15 protein-coding genes are annotated in these 17,296 nt (G+C 69.1%); 11 read left to right on the top strand and 4 right to left on the bottom strand.

Annotated elements, in window-relative coordinates; genetic code table 11:
- Nucleotides 1–34 precede the first annotated feature (34 nt).
- Both MIC98_RS02545 and glnA read right to left on the bottom strand, forming a co-directional pair.
- On the bottom strand, nt 35–373 hold the full coding sequence (locus MIC98_RS02545) for a P-II family nitrogen regulator (protein WP_057642003.1): 339 nt from the start codon (nt 371–373) through the stop codon (nt 35–37).
- A gap of 324 nt (nt 374–697) precedes the next feature.
- On the bottom strand, nt 698–2,107 hold the full coding sequence (gene glnA, locus MIC98_RS02540; protein ID WP_057642004.1) for a type I glutamate--ammonia ligase: 1,410 nt from the start codon (nt 2,105–2,107) through the stop codon (nt 698–700).
- Between the two features lie 201 nt (nt 2,108–2,308).
- Here glnA and MIC98_RS02535 point away from each other — a divergent pair, with 201 nt between their 5' ends.
- From MIC98_RS02535 to MIC98_RS02485, 11 genes are all read left to right on the top strand, one after another.
- Complete coding sequence (locus MIC98_RS02535; protein ID WP_239735207.1) at nt 2,309–3,103, top strand: undecaprenyl-diphosphate phosphatase; 795 nt, start codon at nt 2,309–2,311, stop codon at nt 3,101–3,103.
- Nucleotides 3,104–3,190: 87 nt separating this feature from the next.
- Nucleotides 3,191–3,997: an META and DUF4377 domain-containing protein gene (locus tag MIC98_RS02530; protein ID WP_239735206.1), complete on the top strand. Its 807-nt coding sequence runs from the start codon at nt 3,191–3,193 to the stop codon at nt 3,995–3,997.
- Between the two features lie 100 nt (nt 3,998–4,097).
- Nucleotides 4,098–4,637: a gamma carbonic anhydrase family protein gene (locus MIC98_RS02525; protein WP_239738001.1), complete on the top strand. Its 540-nt coding sequence runs from the start codon at nt 4,098–4,100 to the stop codon at nt 4,635–4,637.
- A 131-nt stretch (nt 4,638–4,768) separates the two neighbouring features.
- Entirely contained in the window at nt 4,769–5,656 is an 888-nt protein-coding gene (locus tag MIC98_RS02520; RefSeq protein ID WP_057642008.1) for a DUF2167 domain-containing protein, read from the top strand.
- A 29-nt stretch (nt 5,657–5,685) separates the two neighbouring features.
- Entirely contained in the window at nt 5,686–5,994 is a 309-nt protein-coding gene (locus MIC98_RS02515; RefSeq protein WP_057642009.1) for a hypothetical protein, read from the top strand.
- A gap of 179 nt (nt 5,995–6,173) precedes the next feature.
- Nucleotides 6,174–6,851: an RDD family protein gene (locus tag MIC98_RS02510; protein WP_239735205.1), complete on the top strand. Its 678-nt coding sequence runs from the start codon at nt 6,174–6,176 to the stop codon at nt 6,849–6,851.
- Complete coding sequence (locus tag MIC98_RS02505; RefSeq protein ID WP_057642011.1) at nt 6,848–7,840, top strand: stage II sporulation protein M; 993 nt, start codon at nt 6,848–6,850, stop codon at nt 7,838–7,840. The genes MIC98_RS02510 and MIC98_RS02505 overlap by 4 nt, the downstream gene beginning before the upstream one ends.
- Entirely contained in the window at nt 7,830–9,404 is a 1,575-nt protein-coding gene (locus tag MIC98_RS02500) for a DUF4129 domain-containing protein (protein WP_239735204.1), read from the top strand. Before MIC98_RS02505 ends, MIC98_RS02500 begins: the two co-directional genes overlap by 11 nt.
- Nucleotides 9,401–10,546 (top strand): DUF4350 domain-containing protein, encoded by a 1,146-nt coding sequence (locus MIC98_RS02495; RefSeq protein WP_239735203.1) that lies wholly within the window; start codon nt 9,401–9,403, stop codon nt 10,544–10,546. Before MIC98_RS02500 ends, MIC98_RS02495 begins: the two co-directional genes overlap by 4 nt.
- Nucleotides 10,543–11,562 (top strand): MoxR family ATPase, encoded by a 1,020-nt coding sequence (locus tag MIC98_RS02490; RefSeq protein ID WP_239735202.1) that lies wholly within the window; start codon nt 10,543–10,545, stop codon nt 11,560–11,562. Before MIC98_RS02495 ends, MIC98_RS02490 begins: the two co-directional genes overlap by 4 nt.
- Nucleotides 11,563–12,343: 781 nt before the next feature.
- Nucleotides 12,344–13,642: a DUF58 domain-containing protein gene (locus MIC98_RS02485; RefSeq protein ID WP_239735201.1), complete on the top strand. Its 1,299-nt coding sequence runs from the start codon at nt 12,344–12,346 to the stop codon at nt 13,640–13,642.
- 361 nt (nt 13,643–14,003) lie between these two features.
- Here MIC98_RS02485 and MIC98_RS02480 read toward each other — a convergent pair whose 3' ends face one another.
- Together MIC98_RS02480 and MIC98_RS02475 are read right to left on the bottom strand one after the other, a co-directional pair.
- Nucleotides 14,004–16,229, bottom strand: coding sequence for a S9 family peptidase (locus tag MIC98_RS02480; RefSeq protein ID WP_239735200.1), 2,226 nt, complete (start codon nt 16,227–16,229; stop codon nt 14,004–14,006).
- 170 nt (nt 16,230–16,399) lie between these two features.
- Entirely contained in the window at nt 16,400–17,293 is an 894-nt protein-coding gene (locus MIC98_RS02475) for a heme o synthase (protein ID WP_057640328.1), read from the bottom strand.
- Nucleotides 17,294–17,296: the final 3 nt, after the last annotated feature.

Here is a 17,296-nt window from a genome sequence, read left to right as displayed (position 1 = left end):
GAAGGGACAACCGCGCCGATCCGGGAAATGAAGGTCAAAGCGCGTCAGCGCCGGTTTCGCCGGTGCGGATGCGCACCACCTGTTCGAGCGGGGTAACGAAGATCTTGCCGTCGCCGATCTTGCCGGTGCCGGCGGCCGCCTGCAGGGTTTCGATCACGGCCTCGACCTGCTCGTCGGTGACGGCGGTTTCGATGCGGATCTTGGGCAGGAAATCGACGACGTATTCGGCGCCGCGGTACAGCTCGGTATGGCCCTTCTGCCGGCCGAAGCCCTTGACCTCGGTGACGGTGATGCCGGAAACGCCCTGCTCGCCCAGGGCTTCGCGCACCTCGTCGAGCTTGAACGGGCGGATGATGGCGGAGATCAGTTTCATGCGCAGGTCCCGATGTGGAGGAAACCGGCCCGCGGCTGCGGGCCGGCGTCGTGCCTTCCACCGGCCATGAAGCGGCCGCTGGTTGTTGCGCCGGAGACGCGCGGCGGGCGAACCACGCGGGGAAGGAAGCATTGCCCGCGCTGCGCGTTTCCGGGTGCTCTTGCCACTGCTCTGGTGTTGCTGGTGTTGCTGGTGGTGTGCCCGGGGTTGCCGCCGGGGCGGCGGCGATGGCGAAAGCGGGAGGGGAGGGACTTTGCCATCGCCGCCATTCCCGGCAGCAAGGGGGTGCGAGGCGGCCGCCGCACCGCGGTGGCCGCCCCGGCGTCAGCAGGCGTAGTACAGCTGGTATTCCAGCGGGTGGGTGGCGGCGCGGAACGCGGTCACTTCCTTCATCTTCATCGCGATGTAGGCGTCGATGAAGTCGTCGCTCATCACCCCGCCGGCCTTGAGGAACTCGCGGTCCTTGTCCAGCGCTTCCAGCGCCTGGTCGAGCGAGGAGCAGACCTGCGGGATCAGCTTCTCCTCTTCCGGCGGCAGGTCGTACAGGTCCTTGTCCGAAGGCGCGCCCGGGTCGATCTGGTTCTTGATGCCGTCCAGGCCGGCCATCATCAGCGCGGTGAAGGTCAGGTAGCCGGACTGGATCGGGTCGGGGAAGCGCATCTCGATGCGCCGCGCCTTCGGGTTGGACACCCACGGGATGCGGCACGAGGCCGAGCGGTTGCGCGCCGAGTAGGCCAGCATCACCGGCGCCTCGAAGCCCGGCACCAGGCGCTTGTAGCTGTTGGTGCCGGCATTGGCGAAGGCATTGATCGCGCGGGCGTGCTTGAAGATGCCGCCGATGTACCACAGCGCGGTCTGCGACAGGCCGCCGTAGCCGTCGCCGGAGAACAGGTTCTTGCCCTCCTTGGCCAGCGACTGGTGCACGTGCATGCCGCTGCCGTTGTCGCCGACGATCGGCTTGGGCATGAAGCTGGCGGTCTTGCCGTTGCGGTGCGCCACGTTCTTGATGACGTGCTTCATGCGCAGCAGTTCGTCGGCCTTCTTCACCAGCGTGTTGAACTTGGCGCCGATCTCGCACTGGCCGGCGTTGGCCACCTCGTGGTGGTGCACCTCGACCTCGATGCCGACCTGCTCCAGCACCTTGCACATCTCGGCGCGGATGTCGTGCAGCGAGTCGGTCGGCGGCACCGGGAAGTAGCCGCCCTTCACCGTCGGCCGGTAGCCGCTGTTGCTGCCGTCATAGCTCTTGCCGGTGTTCCAGGCGCCTTCCTCGGAATTGACCTTGAAGAAGGTGTGGCCCATGTCGTTGGCGAACTGCACCGAGTCGAAGATGAAGAACTCCGGCTCCGGGCCGAAGAACGCCAGCTCGGCCACGCCGCTGGACTTCAGGTAGGCCTCGGCGCGCTTGGCGATGCCGCGCGGGCAGCGGCCGTAGCCCTGCATGGTGGCCGGGTCGAGCACGTCGCAGGTCAGCACCAGCGTCGGGTCGGCGTAGAACGGGTCGAGGTAGGCGCTGTCGGCGTCGGGCATCAGCACCATGTCCGATTCGGCGATGCCCTTCCAGCCGGTGATCGAGGAGCCGTCGAACATCTTGCCTTCCTCGAACAGCGACGGCTCGACGACCGAGACCGGGAAGGTCACGTGCTGCTCGATGCCGCGCATGTCGACGAAACGCAGGTCGACGAACTCGACCTTGTTGTCCTTGATCAGCTTCTCAACGTTTTCCAGTGACATCGACAACGCCTCGCTTGGTGATGGATGGCATGAACAAAGCAAACCGCATGCCAACATCACAAGTCATTGATTATCAATGGAACAGGACAAAGACTTCATTGGGAATTGCACCATTAACGTGCATTTCCAAAAGACATGCACCACAAACGCGCAAGCCTGCCGATGGCCTATCCTGTGGCCCTTTGCCGCCGCCCGCCCCCTATGTCGAACACGCTCTCCGCCCTGCTGCTGGGCATCCTCGAAGGCCTCACCGAATTCCTGCCGATCTCCAGCACCGGCCACCTGCTGATCGCCGAGCGCTGGCTGGGCGCGCGTTCGGACTTCTTCAACATCGTCATCCAGGCCGGCGCCATCCTCGCGGTGCTGCTGGTGTTCCGGCAGCGGCTGTGGTCGCTGGCCACCGGGTTGAACGAGCGTGAGAACCGCGACTACGTGATGAAGCTGGGCGTCGCCTTCCTGGTGACCGCGCTGGTCGGCCTGCCGGTGCGGCTGGCCGGCTGGGAACTGCCGGAAACGGTGACGCCGGTGGCCTGGGCGCTGCTGCTCGGCGGCGTCTGGATGCTGGTGGCCGAGCGCTTCGCCGGGCGCCTGCCCGACAGCCAGGCGGTGACCTGGAAAGTGGCCATCGCGGTGGGCCTGGCGCAGGTGGTGGCCGGGGTGTTCCCCGGCACCTCGCGCTCGGCCGCGGCGATCTTCCTGGCGATGCTGCTGGGCCTGACCCGGCGCGCGGCGGCCACCGAGTTCGTGTTCCTGGTCGGTATCCCCACCATGTTCGCGGCCAGCGGCTACGCCTTCCTCGAACAACTGCGCCACGGCGGGCTCGGCCACGAGAACTGGGGCGAGGTGGGCCTGGCCTTCGCCGCCGCGGTGGTCACCGGCTTCGTCGTGGTGAAGTGGCTGCTGGGTTACATCAAGCACCGGCGCTTCACGGGGTTTGCGCTATACCGACTGGCGTTGGGGGCCGCGCTGCTGCTGTTCCTGCCTGCCGGGAACTGAACGCGGGAAGCCACGGGCAACCCCTTCCGGCGACAGCGCACGTTTCCCCTGCCGACCTTTCCACTGCCTCCCTCCAAGGAGTACGACATGAAGCGCATCCTGCTGCTTGCCCTGCCCATCGCCCTGCTCACCGCCTGCAACGCCCCCGACAAGGGCGAGGCCGCCCCCGCGGCCCCGGCGACCACCGAAACCACCGCCCCGGCCGCCATCGACGCCGGCCTGCTCGCCGCCAACCACTGGCAACTGGACGACGCCAGCGACGGCAGCGGCGCGCGCATCGACGCCCTGTTCGTGCGCGCCGACAAGCCGGTCACCCTGGACTTCGGCGATGGCCGCCTGTCCGTGGCCAACACCTGCAACCGCATGGGCGGCAGCTACGGCCTGAGCGGCGACACCCTGACCGTCGCGCCGATGGCCTCGACGATGATGGCCTGCGCGGACGATGCCCTGATGGCGCTGGACCAGGCCGCCGGCAGCCGCCTGGAAGGCACGCTGAAGGTGCAGCAGTTGGACGCCACCACGCTGGTGCTGGCTACCGCCGGCGGCGACGTGCTGCGCTTCCGCGGCGAACCCACCGCCGAAACCCGCTATGGCGGCGAGGGCGAAACCGTGTTCCTCGACGTCGACGCGCAGACCAAACCGTGCTCCCACGGCGTGATGAAGGACGCCCAGTGCCTGCAGGTGCGCGAAGTGCATTACGACGGCAACGGCCTGGAACAGGGCGAGCGCGGCGCCTACGAGAACTTCTACGGCAGCATCGAGGGCTACGACCATGAGCCGGGCGTGCGCAACGTGCTGCGGGTCAAGCGCTACACGGTGAAGAACCCGCCGGCCGACGGTTCCTCGCTGGCTTACGTGCTGGACATGGTGGTCAGTTCGGAGATGGCGAAATAACACCGCGTAGGCACCGGGCTTGCCCGGTGCTGCGCCTTCCCGACAATGCCCCGTGCGGGGCAAGCCCCGCACCTACGACATTCCCACCACACCCATCGCCATGACCGCCATCCGCCCTTTCCTCGACAAACACCCCGTCCTCGGCCAGCGCGTCTATGTCGACCCGGCCTGCACCATCATCGGCGAGGTGGAACTGGGCGACGACGTCTCGGTATGGCCGGGCACGGTGATCCGCGGCGACGTCAACCACGTCCGCATCGGCGCGCGCAGCAACGTGCAGGACGGCAGCATCATCCACGTCAGCCACGACAGCCCGTACAACAAGGGCGGCTACCCCACGCTCGTCGGCGAAGGCGTCACCGTCGGCCACGGCTGCATCATCCACGCCTGCAGCATCGGCGATTACTGCCTGATCGGCATGGGCGCCTGCATCCTCGACGGCGCGGTCATCGAGGCCAACGCCTTCATCGCCGCCGGCGCGGTGATCGGCCCCGGCAAGCGGGTGCGCAGCGGCGAACTGTGGGCCGGCAACCCGGCGCGGCCGATGCGGCAACTGAGCGAGAAGGACATCGAGGGCCTGCGCTATTCGGCCGACCACTACGTGCGCCTGAAGGACAAGTACCTGGGCATGGCCGGCTGACCCGGATCGCCCCCGCCCGCCGCGGCCCTGCCGGTCCCCGTTGCCTCCGTCTTCGTCCTTGCCGCACACTGCCGCCCCCGGGCGTGGGGACGCTCTCCCAAGGAAAAGGAAGACCGATGTCGATCAGATCCATGTCGATGGGCCTGCTGGTGGCCGCGTCGCTGCTGTGCGTGGCCCCGTTCACCGCCGCCGCGCAGGAGGACGAGGGCATCAGCGTGGAGCAGTTCCTGCAGTCGCTGCAGTTCCGCAGCGGCGCCATCGAGGTGCCGCAGGCCAAGGCGCGCTTCAACCTGGATGCGGACTTCCGCTACCTCGACCAGGCCGATGCGCGGCGCGTGCTGGAGGACATGTGGGGCAACCCGCCCGACGAGGACGTGCTGGGCATGATCGTGCCGCGCAGCCCCGGGCTGGCCGACGACGGCAGCTGGGCAGTGGTGGTCACCTACGCCGACGACGGCTACGTCTCCGACGAGGACGCCAGCAGGATCGACTACACCAAGCTGCTGCACGAGATGCAGGAGCAGACCCGCGAAGCCAACCCCGAGCGCGAGAAGGCCGGCTACGGCACGCTGCAGCTGGTCGGCTGGGCGGTGCCGCCGCGCTACGACGGCGCCAGCAACAAGCTGTACTGGGCCAAGGAGCTGGAATTCAACGGCCACCCCAACCATTCGCTCAACTACGACATCCGCGTGCTCGGCCGCCACGGCTACCTGAGCCTGAACGCGGTATCGGGCATGTCCGAACTGGCGCAGGTGCGCGAAGGCATGGAAAAGCTGCTGCCGATGGCCGAGTTCGAGCAGGGCGCGCGCTACGCCGACCACAACCCGAAGACCGACAAGGTCGCCGCCTACGGCGTGGCCACGCTGATCGGCGGCGGGCTGGCGGCCAAGGCCGGCCTGTTCGCCAAGCTCGGCCTGCTGCTGGCCAAGTTCTGGAAGCTGCTGCTGATCGGCGTGGTGGCCCTGGGCGGCACGGTGAAGAAGCTGTTCGGCGACCGCGGCAACCGCACCGTGCGCTGAGCACGCGCCGACCACCGGAGCATCCCGCCGTGGCCCATACCGACCAGTCCGTCGACACCCTCGTATCGATCGGCGGGACATTGGCGAGCATCAACCTGGCGCTGGTGGCCATCCTGGCCGCCAAGACCTCCATCGACCACGTCGAGATGGCCGCGGACGACTTCTTCCTGTTCTCGTCGCTCGGCTTCCTGTTCGTGGTCGTGCTTGGCTACCTGGCGCAGAAGAACCGGGGCGGCCGCCATGCCGGCCGCCTGCTCGGCATCGCCGAATGGATCTTTTCCGGGTCGCTGGCCGCCACCGTCATCGGCGCGGTGCTGATGGTCTACACGGCGGTCTGAGCGCAGCCATGCAGGCTGGGTTTTATCGATGCCGGCGGGTTAAAGTCGGCCACTGACAAGGACGCAGCAGAGACTTCCATGCCAGCGGTATCCATCCGGGCCGGATCACCCGCCTTTCCCCGTGGCGACGGCCCTTCCCCCGCCGCGGCGGTGGCCGTCCGTTGAACGCTGCGCACCCCATGCTCGACACCTTCCGCGAGGTCGTCACGCCCGAGGGCGTGCCGTTGCAGCTGCCGGCCGCCGGGCCGGTACCGCGCGCGCTGGCGTGGCTGCTCGACCTGGTCGTCCGCTTCGGCGTACTGGCGCTGATGAGCCCGCTGCTGGCGGCGCTGGGCGGGCTCGGCCGCGGCCTCTACCTGGGGCTGATGTTCCTGATGTTCTGGGCCTACCCGATCGTGCTGGAAGCCTGGCACGGCCGCACCCTCGGCAAGCGCGCGCTGGGCCTGCGCGTGGTCGCGCGCGACGGCGCGCCGCTGGGCTGGATGCCGGCGATCGTACGCAACCTGCTGCGCACCGTGGACATGCTGCCGTTCGGCTATGCGCTGGGGCTGGTGGCCTGCCTGTGCGACCGCCACGGCCGCCGCCTCGGCGACCTCGTCGCCGGCACCTTGGTGGTGCATACGCCGGCACCGCCGGCGACGCCACCAGCGCGCATCGACACCGTGCTGGCCCCGCCACTGCCGCTGCAACCGGCCGAGCAGATGGCGGTGATCGCCTTCGCCGACCGCGCCCCGGCGCTGGCCGGCCCGCGCCAGTGCGAGCTGGCCGACATCGCCGGCCCGCTGAGCCAGGCGCAGGGCAAGACCGGCGTGCTGCGCCTGTACGCGATCGCCAACTGGCTGCTGGGGCGGCGATGAGGCAGGAGCAGTTCGTCACCCGCCACCAGCACGAGTGGCAGCAGTTCGAGCAATGGCTTGCGCGCCGCGGCGGCCGCGCGCGCAAGCTGCGCGGCACCCTCGATGCCGACCTGCCCGGCGACGAAACCATCCCCGAGCGCTACCGGCGCCTGTGCCAGCACCTGGCGCTGGCGCGCCAGCGCGGCTACAGCCCGCAGTTGGTCGAACACCTGCAGCAGCTGATGCAGCAGGGCCACAACCTGCTCTACCGCACGCCGCCGCCGCGCTGGCAGCGCGCGGCCGAATTCCTGTTCGCCGGTTTCCCGCAGCTGGTGCGCAGCCAGGGCGCGGCGATGTGGGCGGCCTGCGCGCTGTTCGTGGTGCCGCTGGTGGCCGTGTTCGTGCTGCTGCAATACCAGCCCGACCTGGTGCAGTTGCTGCTCGACCCGCGGCAGATCGCGCAGATGGAAAAGATGTACGACCCGGCCGCCGACCGCCTCGGCCGCGACAGCGGCACCGACTGGGCGATGTTCGGCCACTACATCATGAACAACATCAGTATCGGCCTGCGCACCTTCGCCAGCGGCCTGTTGGCCGGCGTCGGCACGGTGCTGGTGCTGCTGTTCAATGGCATCACCATCGGTGCGGTGGCCGGGCACCTGCAGCATATCGGCTCCGGCGACCCGTTCTGGCGCTTCGTTGCCGGGCATGCGCCGTTCGAGCTGACCGCGATTGTCATTGCCGGTGGCGCGGGCCTGCAGCTGGGCCTGCGGCTGCTGGCGCCGGGCCGCAAGCGCCGCATCGACGCGCTGGTGGAAGGCGGCACGATCGGCGCGCGGCTGTGCCTCGGCGTGGCCTTCATGCTGCTGGTGGCGGCCTTCATCGAAGCGTTCTGGTCGTCGATCGCGTGGGTGCCGGCGTGGGGCAAGTTCACCGCGTCCGGGGTGTTGTGGACGCTGGTGATCGCCTGGCTGTGGCGCGGCGGGCACGGGGGCGGCGATGCGGCTTGACCGGCTCGACGTGGTGCTGCGCAGCCGCAGCCAATGGGAGGCGATGGAACTGGGCACCGCGCTGGTACGCCGCCACGCCGCCGCCATCTGGAAGCCGTGGCTGCTGCTGACCCTGCCGGTGTTCGCGCTGCTCAACCTCGCCGGCTGGTGGCTGGACAGCTTCTGGCTGTCGGCCGTGCTGCTGTGGTGGCTGAAGCCGGCATTCGAGCGCATCCCGCTGTACGTGATCTCGCGCGGCGCGTTCGGCGCCGAGCCTTCCACCGCCGACACCCTGCGCGCGCAGTTGCGCTGGGGCTGGCGCGGGCTGTGGGCTTACCTGGGCTGGCGCCGGCTCGGCCCGGCGCGCGCGCTGCTGATGCCGGTGGACCTGCTCGAAGGCGGCGACGCCGGCCACCGCCGTGCGCGGCGGCGCGTGCTCAGCAGCGCCGCCTATGGCCACGCCAGCCTGCTTACCTGGGTGTGCTGGCATTTCGAGGCGATGCTGCAAATCGCCGGCATTGCGTTGATCTTCATGTTCGTGCCGCTGGACGCCCTGCCCGAATCGCTGCGTGCGGCGGCCTCGCTGATCGGCAAGGACACCCCGGCATGGGCGTGGCTCGGCTTCAACCTGCTGGCGTGGGCGGCGATGACCGTGATCGGCCCGTTCTACAGCGGCGCCGGCTTCGGCCTGTACCTCAACCGCCGCACCCAGCTGGAAGCCTGGGACGTGGAAATCGCCTTCCGCCGCATGCGCCAGCGGCTGGCCCATGCCACACCCCTGCTGCTGGTCCTGCTGGCATGCATGCCGCTGGCATTGCCGGTGCATGCGCAGGACCACGCCGACGGCGCGCCAAGCCTGCACGCCAACCGCAAGGGCGCGGCGCCGGCCAACGACGGCACCCCGGGCAGCCTGTTCGGCACGCGGCAGCAGGCCGATACCGACGGCTTCCGCCAGGCCGCCGCGCGTGCCTACGAAGATCCGCAGTTGGGCGCGACCCGCAGCATCGAACGCTGGAAGCGCAAAACCGAGCCCGAGCCGGAAAAGCAGGAAACCAAGCGGGACTGGAACTTCCCCGGCGCCGACGTCGTCCGCGCCGCCGGCAAGCTGCTGGCGCTGGCCGGCGAAGGCATCCTGTGGATCGTGGTCGGCCTGTTGCTGCTGGTGCTGGCATTCACTGCCCGCTGGTGGCTGCCGTGGCTGCGCGGCAGCGCGCGCCGTCGTGCCACCGCCGAATCGCCGCTCAGCGAGCAGGCGGTGCAGCTACCGGAAACGCTGCCGCCGGACGTCCTCGCCAGTGCCCGCCAGCTGTGGCGGCAGGGCAAGCCACGCCACGCGCTGGCGCTGCTGTATCGCGCCAGCGTGGACGAACTGGGCAAGCGCGCCGACCTCGCCTTGCCGCCGGGCAGTACCGAGGCGCAATGCCTGCGCGCCTCGCGGCGCATGCCGGTGGAAGCCGACCGCGCGCTGTTCGCGCGCATGGTGCGCACCTGGCAATACGCCGCCTACGCCGGCCGCCTGCCGACGCCGGATGAATTCAACGCGCTCGCCGACGCGCTGCACCAGCACTACGGGTGGCCGGCATGACCGCGCGCTGGCGCATCGCGTTGGCGACGCTGGCCGCGCTGCTGGCAATGGTGCTGGCGACGCTGTGGTTCCTGCGCAATTTCGAGCGCGTGCCGGAGCAGGTCGCGTTGCCCGCCTACGGCGAGCCGACCTACAACCCGTTGTACGCCCTGCGCGAAACCCTGCGCCGCGACGGCATCACGGCCGAATCACGGCGCACGCTGGACCTGCGTGCGATGCAGCTGCAGCCCGGCGACAGCGTGCTGATGCTGGATGACCCGCGCACGCTCGCCCCGGCCGAGGCCGGGCAGTTGCTGGACTGGGTGCAACAAGGCGGCCACCTGCTGCTGCGCGTGCCCGAAGCCGATCCCGAGCGGGACGGCGACGCCACCCTGCTCGGCCGCCTCGGCATCCAGCCCAGCGACGTCCCGCCGCGCTGCCAGCCGTGGCGGGTGAAAGGGCAAGACGAACACAGCGAGTTCTGCCGCGGCCATCGCTTCACCCTCGCCGCGCCATCGAGCGCCGAGCTGCGCTGGGGCGACGCCCACGACGCCACCCTGGCGCACGCGCGGCTGCGCCACGGCAACGGCCGCGTCGACGTGCTGTCCGACATGGACTTCCTGCGCAACGGCAGCGACGAACGCGACACCGGCCTGCGCGACGTACCGCACCGCGACCTCACCCGCCTGCTGCTCGCCCCGAACTACGGCCGCGGCACCATCCACCTGGTCTATGCGGTACAGGCACCCTCGTTGTGGCGCACCCTGCTGGGCGACGGCTGGCCGGTCTGGCTGCCGCTGCTGCTGGCCCTGCTGGCGTGGCTGTGGATGCGCAGCCAGCGCTTCGGCGCGCTGCTGCCGTCGCCGCGCGAGGAGCGCCGCTCGCTGCTCGAACACGTGCGCGCCAGCGGCGAGCACCTGCACCGCTATGGCAAGACGCCGCTGCTATACGCCGCCATGCGCCAGGCTTTCCTCGCCCGCCTGCGCCGGCGCGCGCCGCTGGCCGCCGCGCTGGGCGGCGAGGCCCAGGCCCGCGCCATCGCCGAGCACCTGCAACTGCCGCCCGAACAGGTGCGCACCGCCCTGCAAGCCCCCGCCTCGCGCGACGACGCCGCGCTGCGCGAACGCATCGCCCTGCTGATCCGGATGAGAAACCAGCTATGACCGACCCCACCGCTCCCCCCGCCCTTCCCGGCGACACCCCCGCCCCCGCGCCTTCGGCCGGCAATGCCGAACTGATCGAGCGCGTCGAGCGCATCCGCGACGCGGTCGGCCAGGCCTTCATCGGCCAGGCCGACGTGCTCGAGCAGATCCTGATCGCGCTGCTGGCCGGCGGCCACGTGCTGATCGAAGGCGTGCCCGGCCTCGGCAAGACCCTGCTGGTGCGCGCGCTGGCGCAGGCGCTGGAACTGGACTACGCGCGCGTGCAGTTCACCCCCGACCTGATGCCCAGCGACGTCAGCGGCCACGCCGTGTACGACCCCAAGACCGAGAGCTTCAAGATCCGCCGCGGCCCGGTGTTCACCCACCTGCTGCTGGCCGACGAGATCAACCGCGCCCCGGCCAAGACCCAGTCGGCGCTGCTGGAGGTGATGCAGGAAGGCCAGGTCACCATCGAGGGCCGCGCGTTCCCGCTCACCCCGCCGTTCCTGACCCTGGCCACGCAGAACCCGGTGGAGCAGGAAGGCACCTACCCGCTGCCGGAGGCGCAGCTGGACCGCTTCCTGCTCAAGATCCTGATCGACTACCCGCAGCTGGACGACGAGAAGCGCATGGTCGAGGCGATCACCACCGGCCGCAGCGCCGGCGACTTCAACCTGTCGCAGGTACCGCGGGTGATGAGCGGCGCGGAAGTCGTCGAAGTCCAGCAGGCGGTGGCGGCGATCACCGTCGACCCGCAGGTGATCGACTACGCGGTGCGGATAGTGGCGGCCACCCGCAAGTGGCCGGGCATCGCGCTGGGCGCCGGCCCGCGCGGCAGCATCGCGCTGGTGCGCGCGGCACGGGCGCAGGCGGTGTTGTCCGGGCGCGACTTCGTCACCCCCGACGACGTGCGCGAGATCGCCCGGCCGGCGCTGCGCCACCGCATCGCGCTGTCGCCGGAGTTGCAGATCGAAGGCCAGTCGGCCGACGACGTGCTGACCGCGCTGCTGGCCAAGGTGGAGGCACCGCGCAAGTGAGCGCCGGCGCGTGCCAATCCGCTTCCGCCACCCCCTCCCTTTTCGCCGCAGGCGAAAGGGGAGGGCCGGGGAGGGGTGCCGTTGCTCCTGATTCTGCTGTTGCCTTTCGGCTTTTGACTTCCCCTGCCGTAGAGCGAGCCGAGCACCGCAGCGGGACGGGGGGCGAAGAGGCGCACGTGTCTGAGCGAAGCGAGTTGTGCGCCGTCCCCCCGGCTCGCGAGGAGCGCAGGGGACCGATGCGGCGCAGCCGCATCGGCTCGCGTCCGGCCGTGCTTTCTTTGGGCCACGTTTCTTTGCACGAGCAAAGAGGCGCTTTTTCAACAGCCGAATGGCTGGTCAAGGTGGCTCGCTCCTGCGGAGCAGGAGTGAAAGCTCTGCTTTCATGTCCCTGCTTTTATTCTCGCCGTTGCTTCTCCTCGTCTTGGAAAAAAATCAATGACAAAAGCTTTCGCTCCCCTCTCGGGGAGCGAGCTACTTTTCTTTGCTCGTGCAAAGAAAAGGTAGCCAAAAGAAAGCACGCCCTGCCTCCGCGCCCACGACGCTACGCGCCGTGGGTCCACTCCGCCGCCGGGATTTTTCGACACGACATCCATGTCGTGTCGAAAAACGACGTGCATCCCTGTACGTCGCCCTTCGGGTTTTCCCCGGCGGCTCCGTCGCTTCGGAAGGGGACCCTGACGTCAAAAGCCGGAGCAACCGCACCCCTCCCCAGCCCTCCCCTTTCGCCTGCGGCGAAAAGGGAGGGGGCAAAAGCCGCGTCGCTGCGTGCGGGAGTGCAGCCATGAGGCCCGCCCCGCTGCTGATTGCACTGCTGGCACTCTGGGGCCTGCTCGGCCTGCCCGTCGCATTGCACCTGCTGCCCACCAGCGCATGGCTGGCGACCGCGGGCACCATCGGCCTGCTCGCCCTCGTCGATGCCCTGTGGCTCCGGCGCAAGCCCACCCCGCAGGTGCGGCGCGAACTGCCCGACACCCTGGCGCTGGGCATCGAACGCGAAACCTGGCTGCAACTGGACGGCTACGGCCCGCAACGACTGGACGTGTTCGACCTCGTGCCCGGCGGCTGGACCACCACCGGCCTGCCGCGCCGGCTGAAACTGGCGCGCGCCAGCGAGACCCGCTTCAGCTATCGCCTCACCCCGGACAGCCGCGGCACCTTCAACTTCGCCGGCGTGCAGCTGCGCCTGCACTCGCCGTTGCGCCTGTGGCGGCACTCGCGCATCGCCGGCCCAGTGCAACAAGTACGCGTGTACCCCAACTTTGCTCCCCTCACCCGGCTGGCACTGCTCAGCGCAGAAATGGCCTCACGGGTGGTCGGCGCACACCTCAAGCGCCGCCGCGGCGAAGGCACCGACTTCCACCAGATGCGCGAATACCGCGTCGGCGACAGCCTGCGCCAGATCGACTGGAAGGCCACCTCGCGCGCGCGCAAGCTGATCTCGCGCGAATACCAGGACGAGAAGAACCAGCAGCTGCTGATGATGATCGACACCGGCCGCCGCATGCTCGCCGATGAAGGCGGCCTGTCGCACTTCGACCACGTGCTCAACGCCTCGCTGGTGGTGTCCTACCTTGCGCTGCGCCAGGGCGATGGCGTCGGCCTGTTCGCCAGCGGTGGCCAGACGCGCTGGGTGGCGCCGCAACGCGGGCTGGGCGCCATCGACATCCTGCTGCGCGCCAGCCACGACCTGCAGCCGCAGCCGGTGGCCACCGACTACCTCGCCGCCGCCACCGAACTGTCGCTGCGGCAACCGCGCCGCTGCCTGGTGATGCTGGTCACCAACGTGCGCGACGAGGACATCGAGGACCTGCTCGCCGCTGTGCGCCTGCTGCAGAAGCGCCACCTGGTCTGCGTGGCCAGCCTGCGCGAACGCGAGCTCGACGACGCGCTCACGCGCGAAGCCGAGACCCTGCCCGACGCCGTGCAGGCCGGCGCCATCGCCCGCTACCTGCAGCAACGCGACGACGCCCACGAGGCGCTACGCAGCCATCGCGTGATGGTGCTGGACGTCACCGCAGAGGAATTGCCGGCGGCGCTGGTGGAACGCTACCTCGCGGTCAAGCGCGACGGATTGCTGTAACGCCCCCGGCTCTCAAGCCCCTCTCCCATCGGGGCGAGGCCGCACGGCTTGCGTGCCACTGGCGCGCGTGCGGTCGAGCGCCCACGCTGCTGGCGTGGGCTGGGGCGCGGAGCGGGGGTTGGAGTGAGGGGCGAACAGAGTCAGTGACTTTGGACCATCTGGCCTTCGTTCGCCCCTCATCCGCCCCTTCGGGGCACCTGCATTCGGCACATCCCTGTACCTCACCCTGCGGGCGGCTTCGCCGTGCAGCTTGGCAATCCTGCCAAGCTGTCTCCCGGAGGGAGAAGGACCAGCCAGTAGGTCGGGGTAACGCCCCCGACGCGGGCTTTCCCGGAATGTCGGGGACGTAGCCCCGACCTGCTCAAGGCTTCAGGCAACGGGCGAGGAAAGCCTCCGCCACGCGGTAGCGGTGCAGCGCATTGCTGCCGGACAGGCCATGCTTGGCGCCCGGGTAGGTCATCAGCTCGAACGGCTGCCCGCGCTTCTGCAAGGCGCTCATCAGGCTGGTCGAATTGCTGAACAGCACGTTGTCGTCGGCCATGCCGTGGATAAGCAGCAGCGGCGAGGTCAGCCCATCGATGTGGCTGAGGATGCGTGCCTCGCGGTAACCCTCCGGGTTGGCCGCCGGCAGGTTCATGTAGCGCTCGGTGTAGTGGCTGTCGTACAGGCCCCAGTCGGTGACCGGCGCGCCGGCCACGCCACAGGCGTACTGGTCGGAGGCCTTGGCCAGCAGCATCAGGGTCATGTAGCCGCCGTTGGACCAGCCCTGCACGCCGATGCGCGCGCCATCCACCCACGGCTGCTGCTTCAGCCACTTCACGCCCTCGAGCTGGTCGGCCACCTCCACCGTGCCCTGCACGCCGTACAGCGCACCGCCGAAATCACGGCCGCGGCGCGGGGTACCGCGGTTGTCCAGCGAGAACACCACGTAGCCGTGCTGGGCCAGATACTGGTTGAACAGGTGGTCGCCACGGCCGGGCCAGCTGTCGGTGACAGTCTGCGAGGCCGGGCCGCCATACACGTACACCGCCACCGGGTACTGCTTCGCCGGGTCGAAGCCGGCCGGCTTGATCAGGCTGTAGTGCAGCTCGGTTTTGCCGTCGGCGGCGGTGAGCATGCCGTACTCGACCGGCAGCTGCGCATCGCGGTACTTCGCATACGGGTGCTGCGGGTCGGCGAGGTCGTTGTCCAGCAGCGTGGCGATCTTCTCGCCATTGGCGCGGTACAGCTCGATCTGCGGCGGCGTGGCGCTATCGGACCAGCTGTCGACATAGACGCTGGCATTGCTGGCGAACGCGGCACTGTGCACGCCGGCGCTGCGCGAGAGCCGCTTCGGCTCGCCACCGGCCAACGATACGGCGTAGATACCGCTTTGCAGCGGCGATTCGACGCCAGCGCGGAAATACACGGTGCCGGCGTCCTCGTCCACCGCCAGCAATCCATCCACCGGCCAGTTGCCGGAGGTCAACGCGGTGAGCGTGGCGCCGTCGGCACTGGCCAGGTACAGGTGCTCGAAACCGCTGCGCTCGGACGACCAGATGAAGCGGCCATCCTTGAGGAAACGCAGGTCGCCGTGCAGCGGCACCCAGGTCTTGCTGGTCTCGGTGACAAGCGTGCGCTGGCGGCCGTCGGCCAGCGTGGCCTCGACCAGCTCCAGTTTCTTCTGGTCGCGGCTCTGGCGCTGGAAGGTCAGGTGCTGCGGGTCGCGCCAATCGACGCGGGCCAGGTAGATGTCCTGCTCCTTGCCCAGGTCGACCCACGTCGGCGCGGCGCCGGCGCGCGGCGCGACGACGCCCAGCCTGACCAGCACGTTGCGGTCGCCGGCCGCCGGGTAGCGCTGCTCGATCATCTCCACGCGGTCGGCATACATCTCGTAGCGCTTCTGCACCGGCACCGGGCCTTCATCGATGCGGGCAAAAGCAATAGCCGAGTCGTCCGGCGCCCACCAGTAGCCGGTATGGCGGTCCATCTCCTCGTCGGCGACGAACTCGGCCACGCCATTGCCGATCGTGTCGCTGCCGTCGCCGGTCAGCTGCACCTGGCTGCCACTGGCCAGGTCGATCACCCACAGGTTGCGCTCGCGCACGAAGCTGACGAAGCCGCCCTTCGGCGAGATCTTCGGATCGGTGGCGAAACCCTCGCCACGGGTGAGCTGGCGCACCGCCTGCCGGCCCTGCTTGCCGAGGTCGTACAGGTACAGCTCGCCGCCCAGCGGGAACAACAGCGTCTTCGCATCCGGCGACCACTGGTAATCGACGATGCCGCTCATCGCGGCGATGCGCTGGCGCTCGCGGCGCGCCTTCTCCTCGTCGCTGAGGTTCTCGGCGCCGGGCAGCACCACCTTGGAATCGACCAGCAGCCGGGTCTGGCCGCTGGCAATGTCGTATTCCCACAGGTCCAGCTGGTTGCGGTCGCTGTCCTTGCCGCGCAGGAAGGTTACCCGCGAACCGTCCGGCGCGACCTTCGGCTTCATCAACGTCGGCCCGGACAGCGGCGCGTTGCCGGTGATGGCTTCCAGGGTGAGCTTTTCGGCGTGGACAGCGGGCGTGGCAAGCGTCATGGCAAGGGCGAGGAACAAGGGGCGCATGGGATACCGTCATCGACAGCGGGAATGCCCCATCCTAGCCGAGCGGCGCGGTGGCCACCCCTGCCTTTCGTCGCGGTTGCCCGCACGGCATGCGCCCCGCACTAGGCTCTCCCGGTGAAGCTCCGTGCGGGGCAAGCCCCGCACCTGCGGGACGGCAAGCGAATGCGTGCCTACACCCAGGGCATCAACCAATGGTCCGCCAGCAGGAAGGCGAACAGCGCCAGCAGGTAGACCACCGAGTAGCCGAACATCTTCATGTTGAACATCTCGTCCGGCGGGTTCTGTATCTTCCACGCGTACCAGAGGAACACCAGGTTCAACACGGTGGCGCCACCGAGGTAGAACACGCCGCTCATCTCGATGGCCACCGGCAGCAGCGTCACCACCACCAGTACCACCGAGTAGACGAGGATCTGCCGGCGCGTATGCGGCACGCCGTGGGTAACCGGCAGCATCGGCACCGCCGCCTTGGCATAGTCGGCGCGGCGGAAGATCGCCAGCGCCCAGAAGTGCGGCGGCGTCCATACGAAGATGATCAGCACCAGCAGCGAGGCATAGGCCCAGTCCGACGCGCCCTCCATGCCGGTGACCGCGGCCCAGCCCAGCATCGGCGGCATCGCCCCGGCCAGACCGCCGATGACGATGTTCTGCGAGGTCGCGTGCTTGAGGTACACGGTGTAGATCACCGCATAGCCGATCAGCGAGGCGAAGGTGAGCACCGCGGTGATCATGTTCACCCACAGCATCAGGATGGTCATCGACAGCGCGGTCAACGCCGCGGCGAATACCAGCACCTGCCGCGACGACACCTTGCCGACCACCAGCGGGCGCCACGAGGTACGTGCCATCCGCGCGTCGATGCGCGCGTCCAGCAACTGGTTGATCGCCGCCGCGGCCGAGGCCGCCAGCCAGATGCCGAGCACGCCGATCGCACCGACCAGCGCGGTGCCCGGGTCGGGCCAGCCGGGAACCGCCAGGAACATGCCCACCAGCGCGGTGAACACGATCAGGGCCACCACCCTGGGCTTGGTCAGGTCCCAGTAATCACGCAGGCTTGCGTTCATTCC

It is taken from the genome of Stenotrophomonas sp. NLF4-10, from assembly GCF_022359915.1.
In the GTDB taxonomy this organism is placed as follows: domain Bacteria; phylum Pseudomonadota; class Gammaproteobacteria; order Xanthomonadales; family Xanthomonadaceae; genus Stenotrophomonas; species Stenotrophomonas daejeonensis.
Note: the sequence above shows the minus strand (reverse complement) of the source record. Positions and strands in the feature narration are given on the sequence as shown.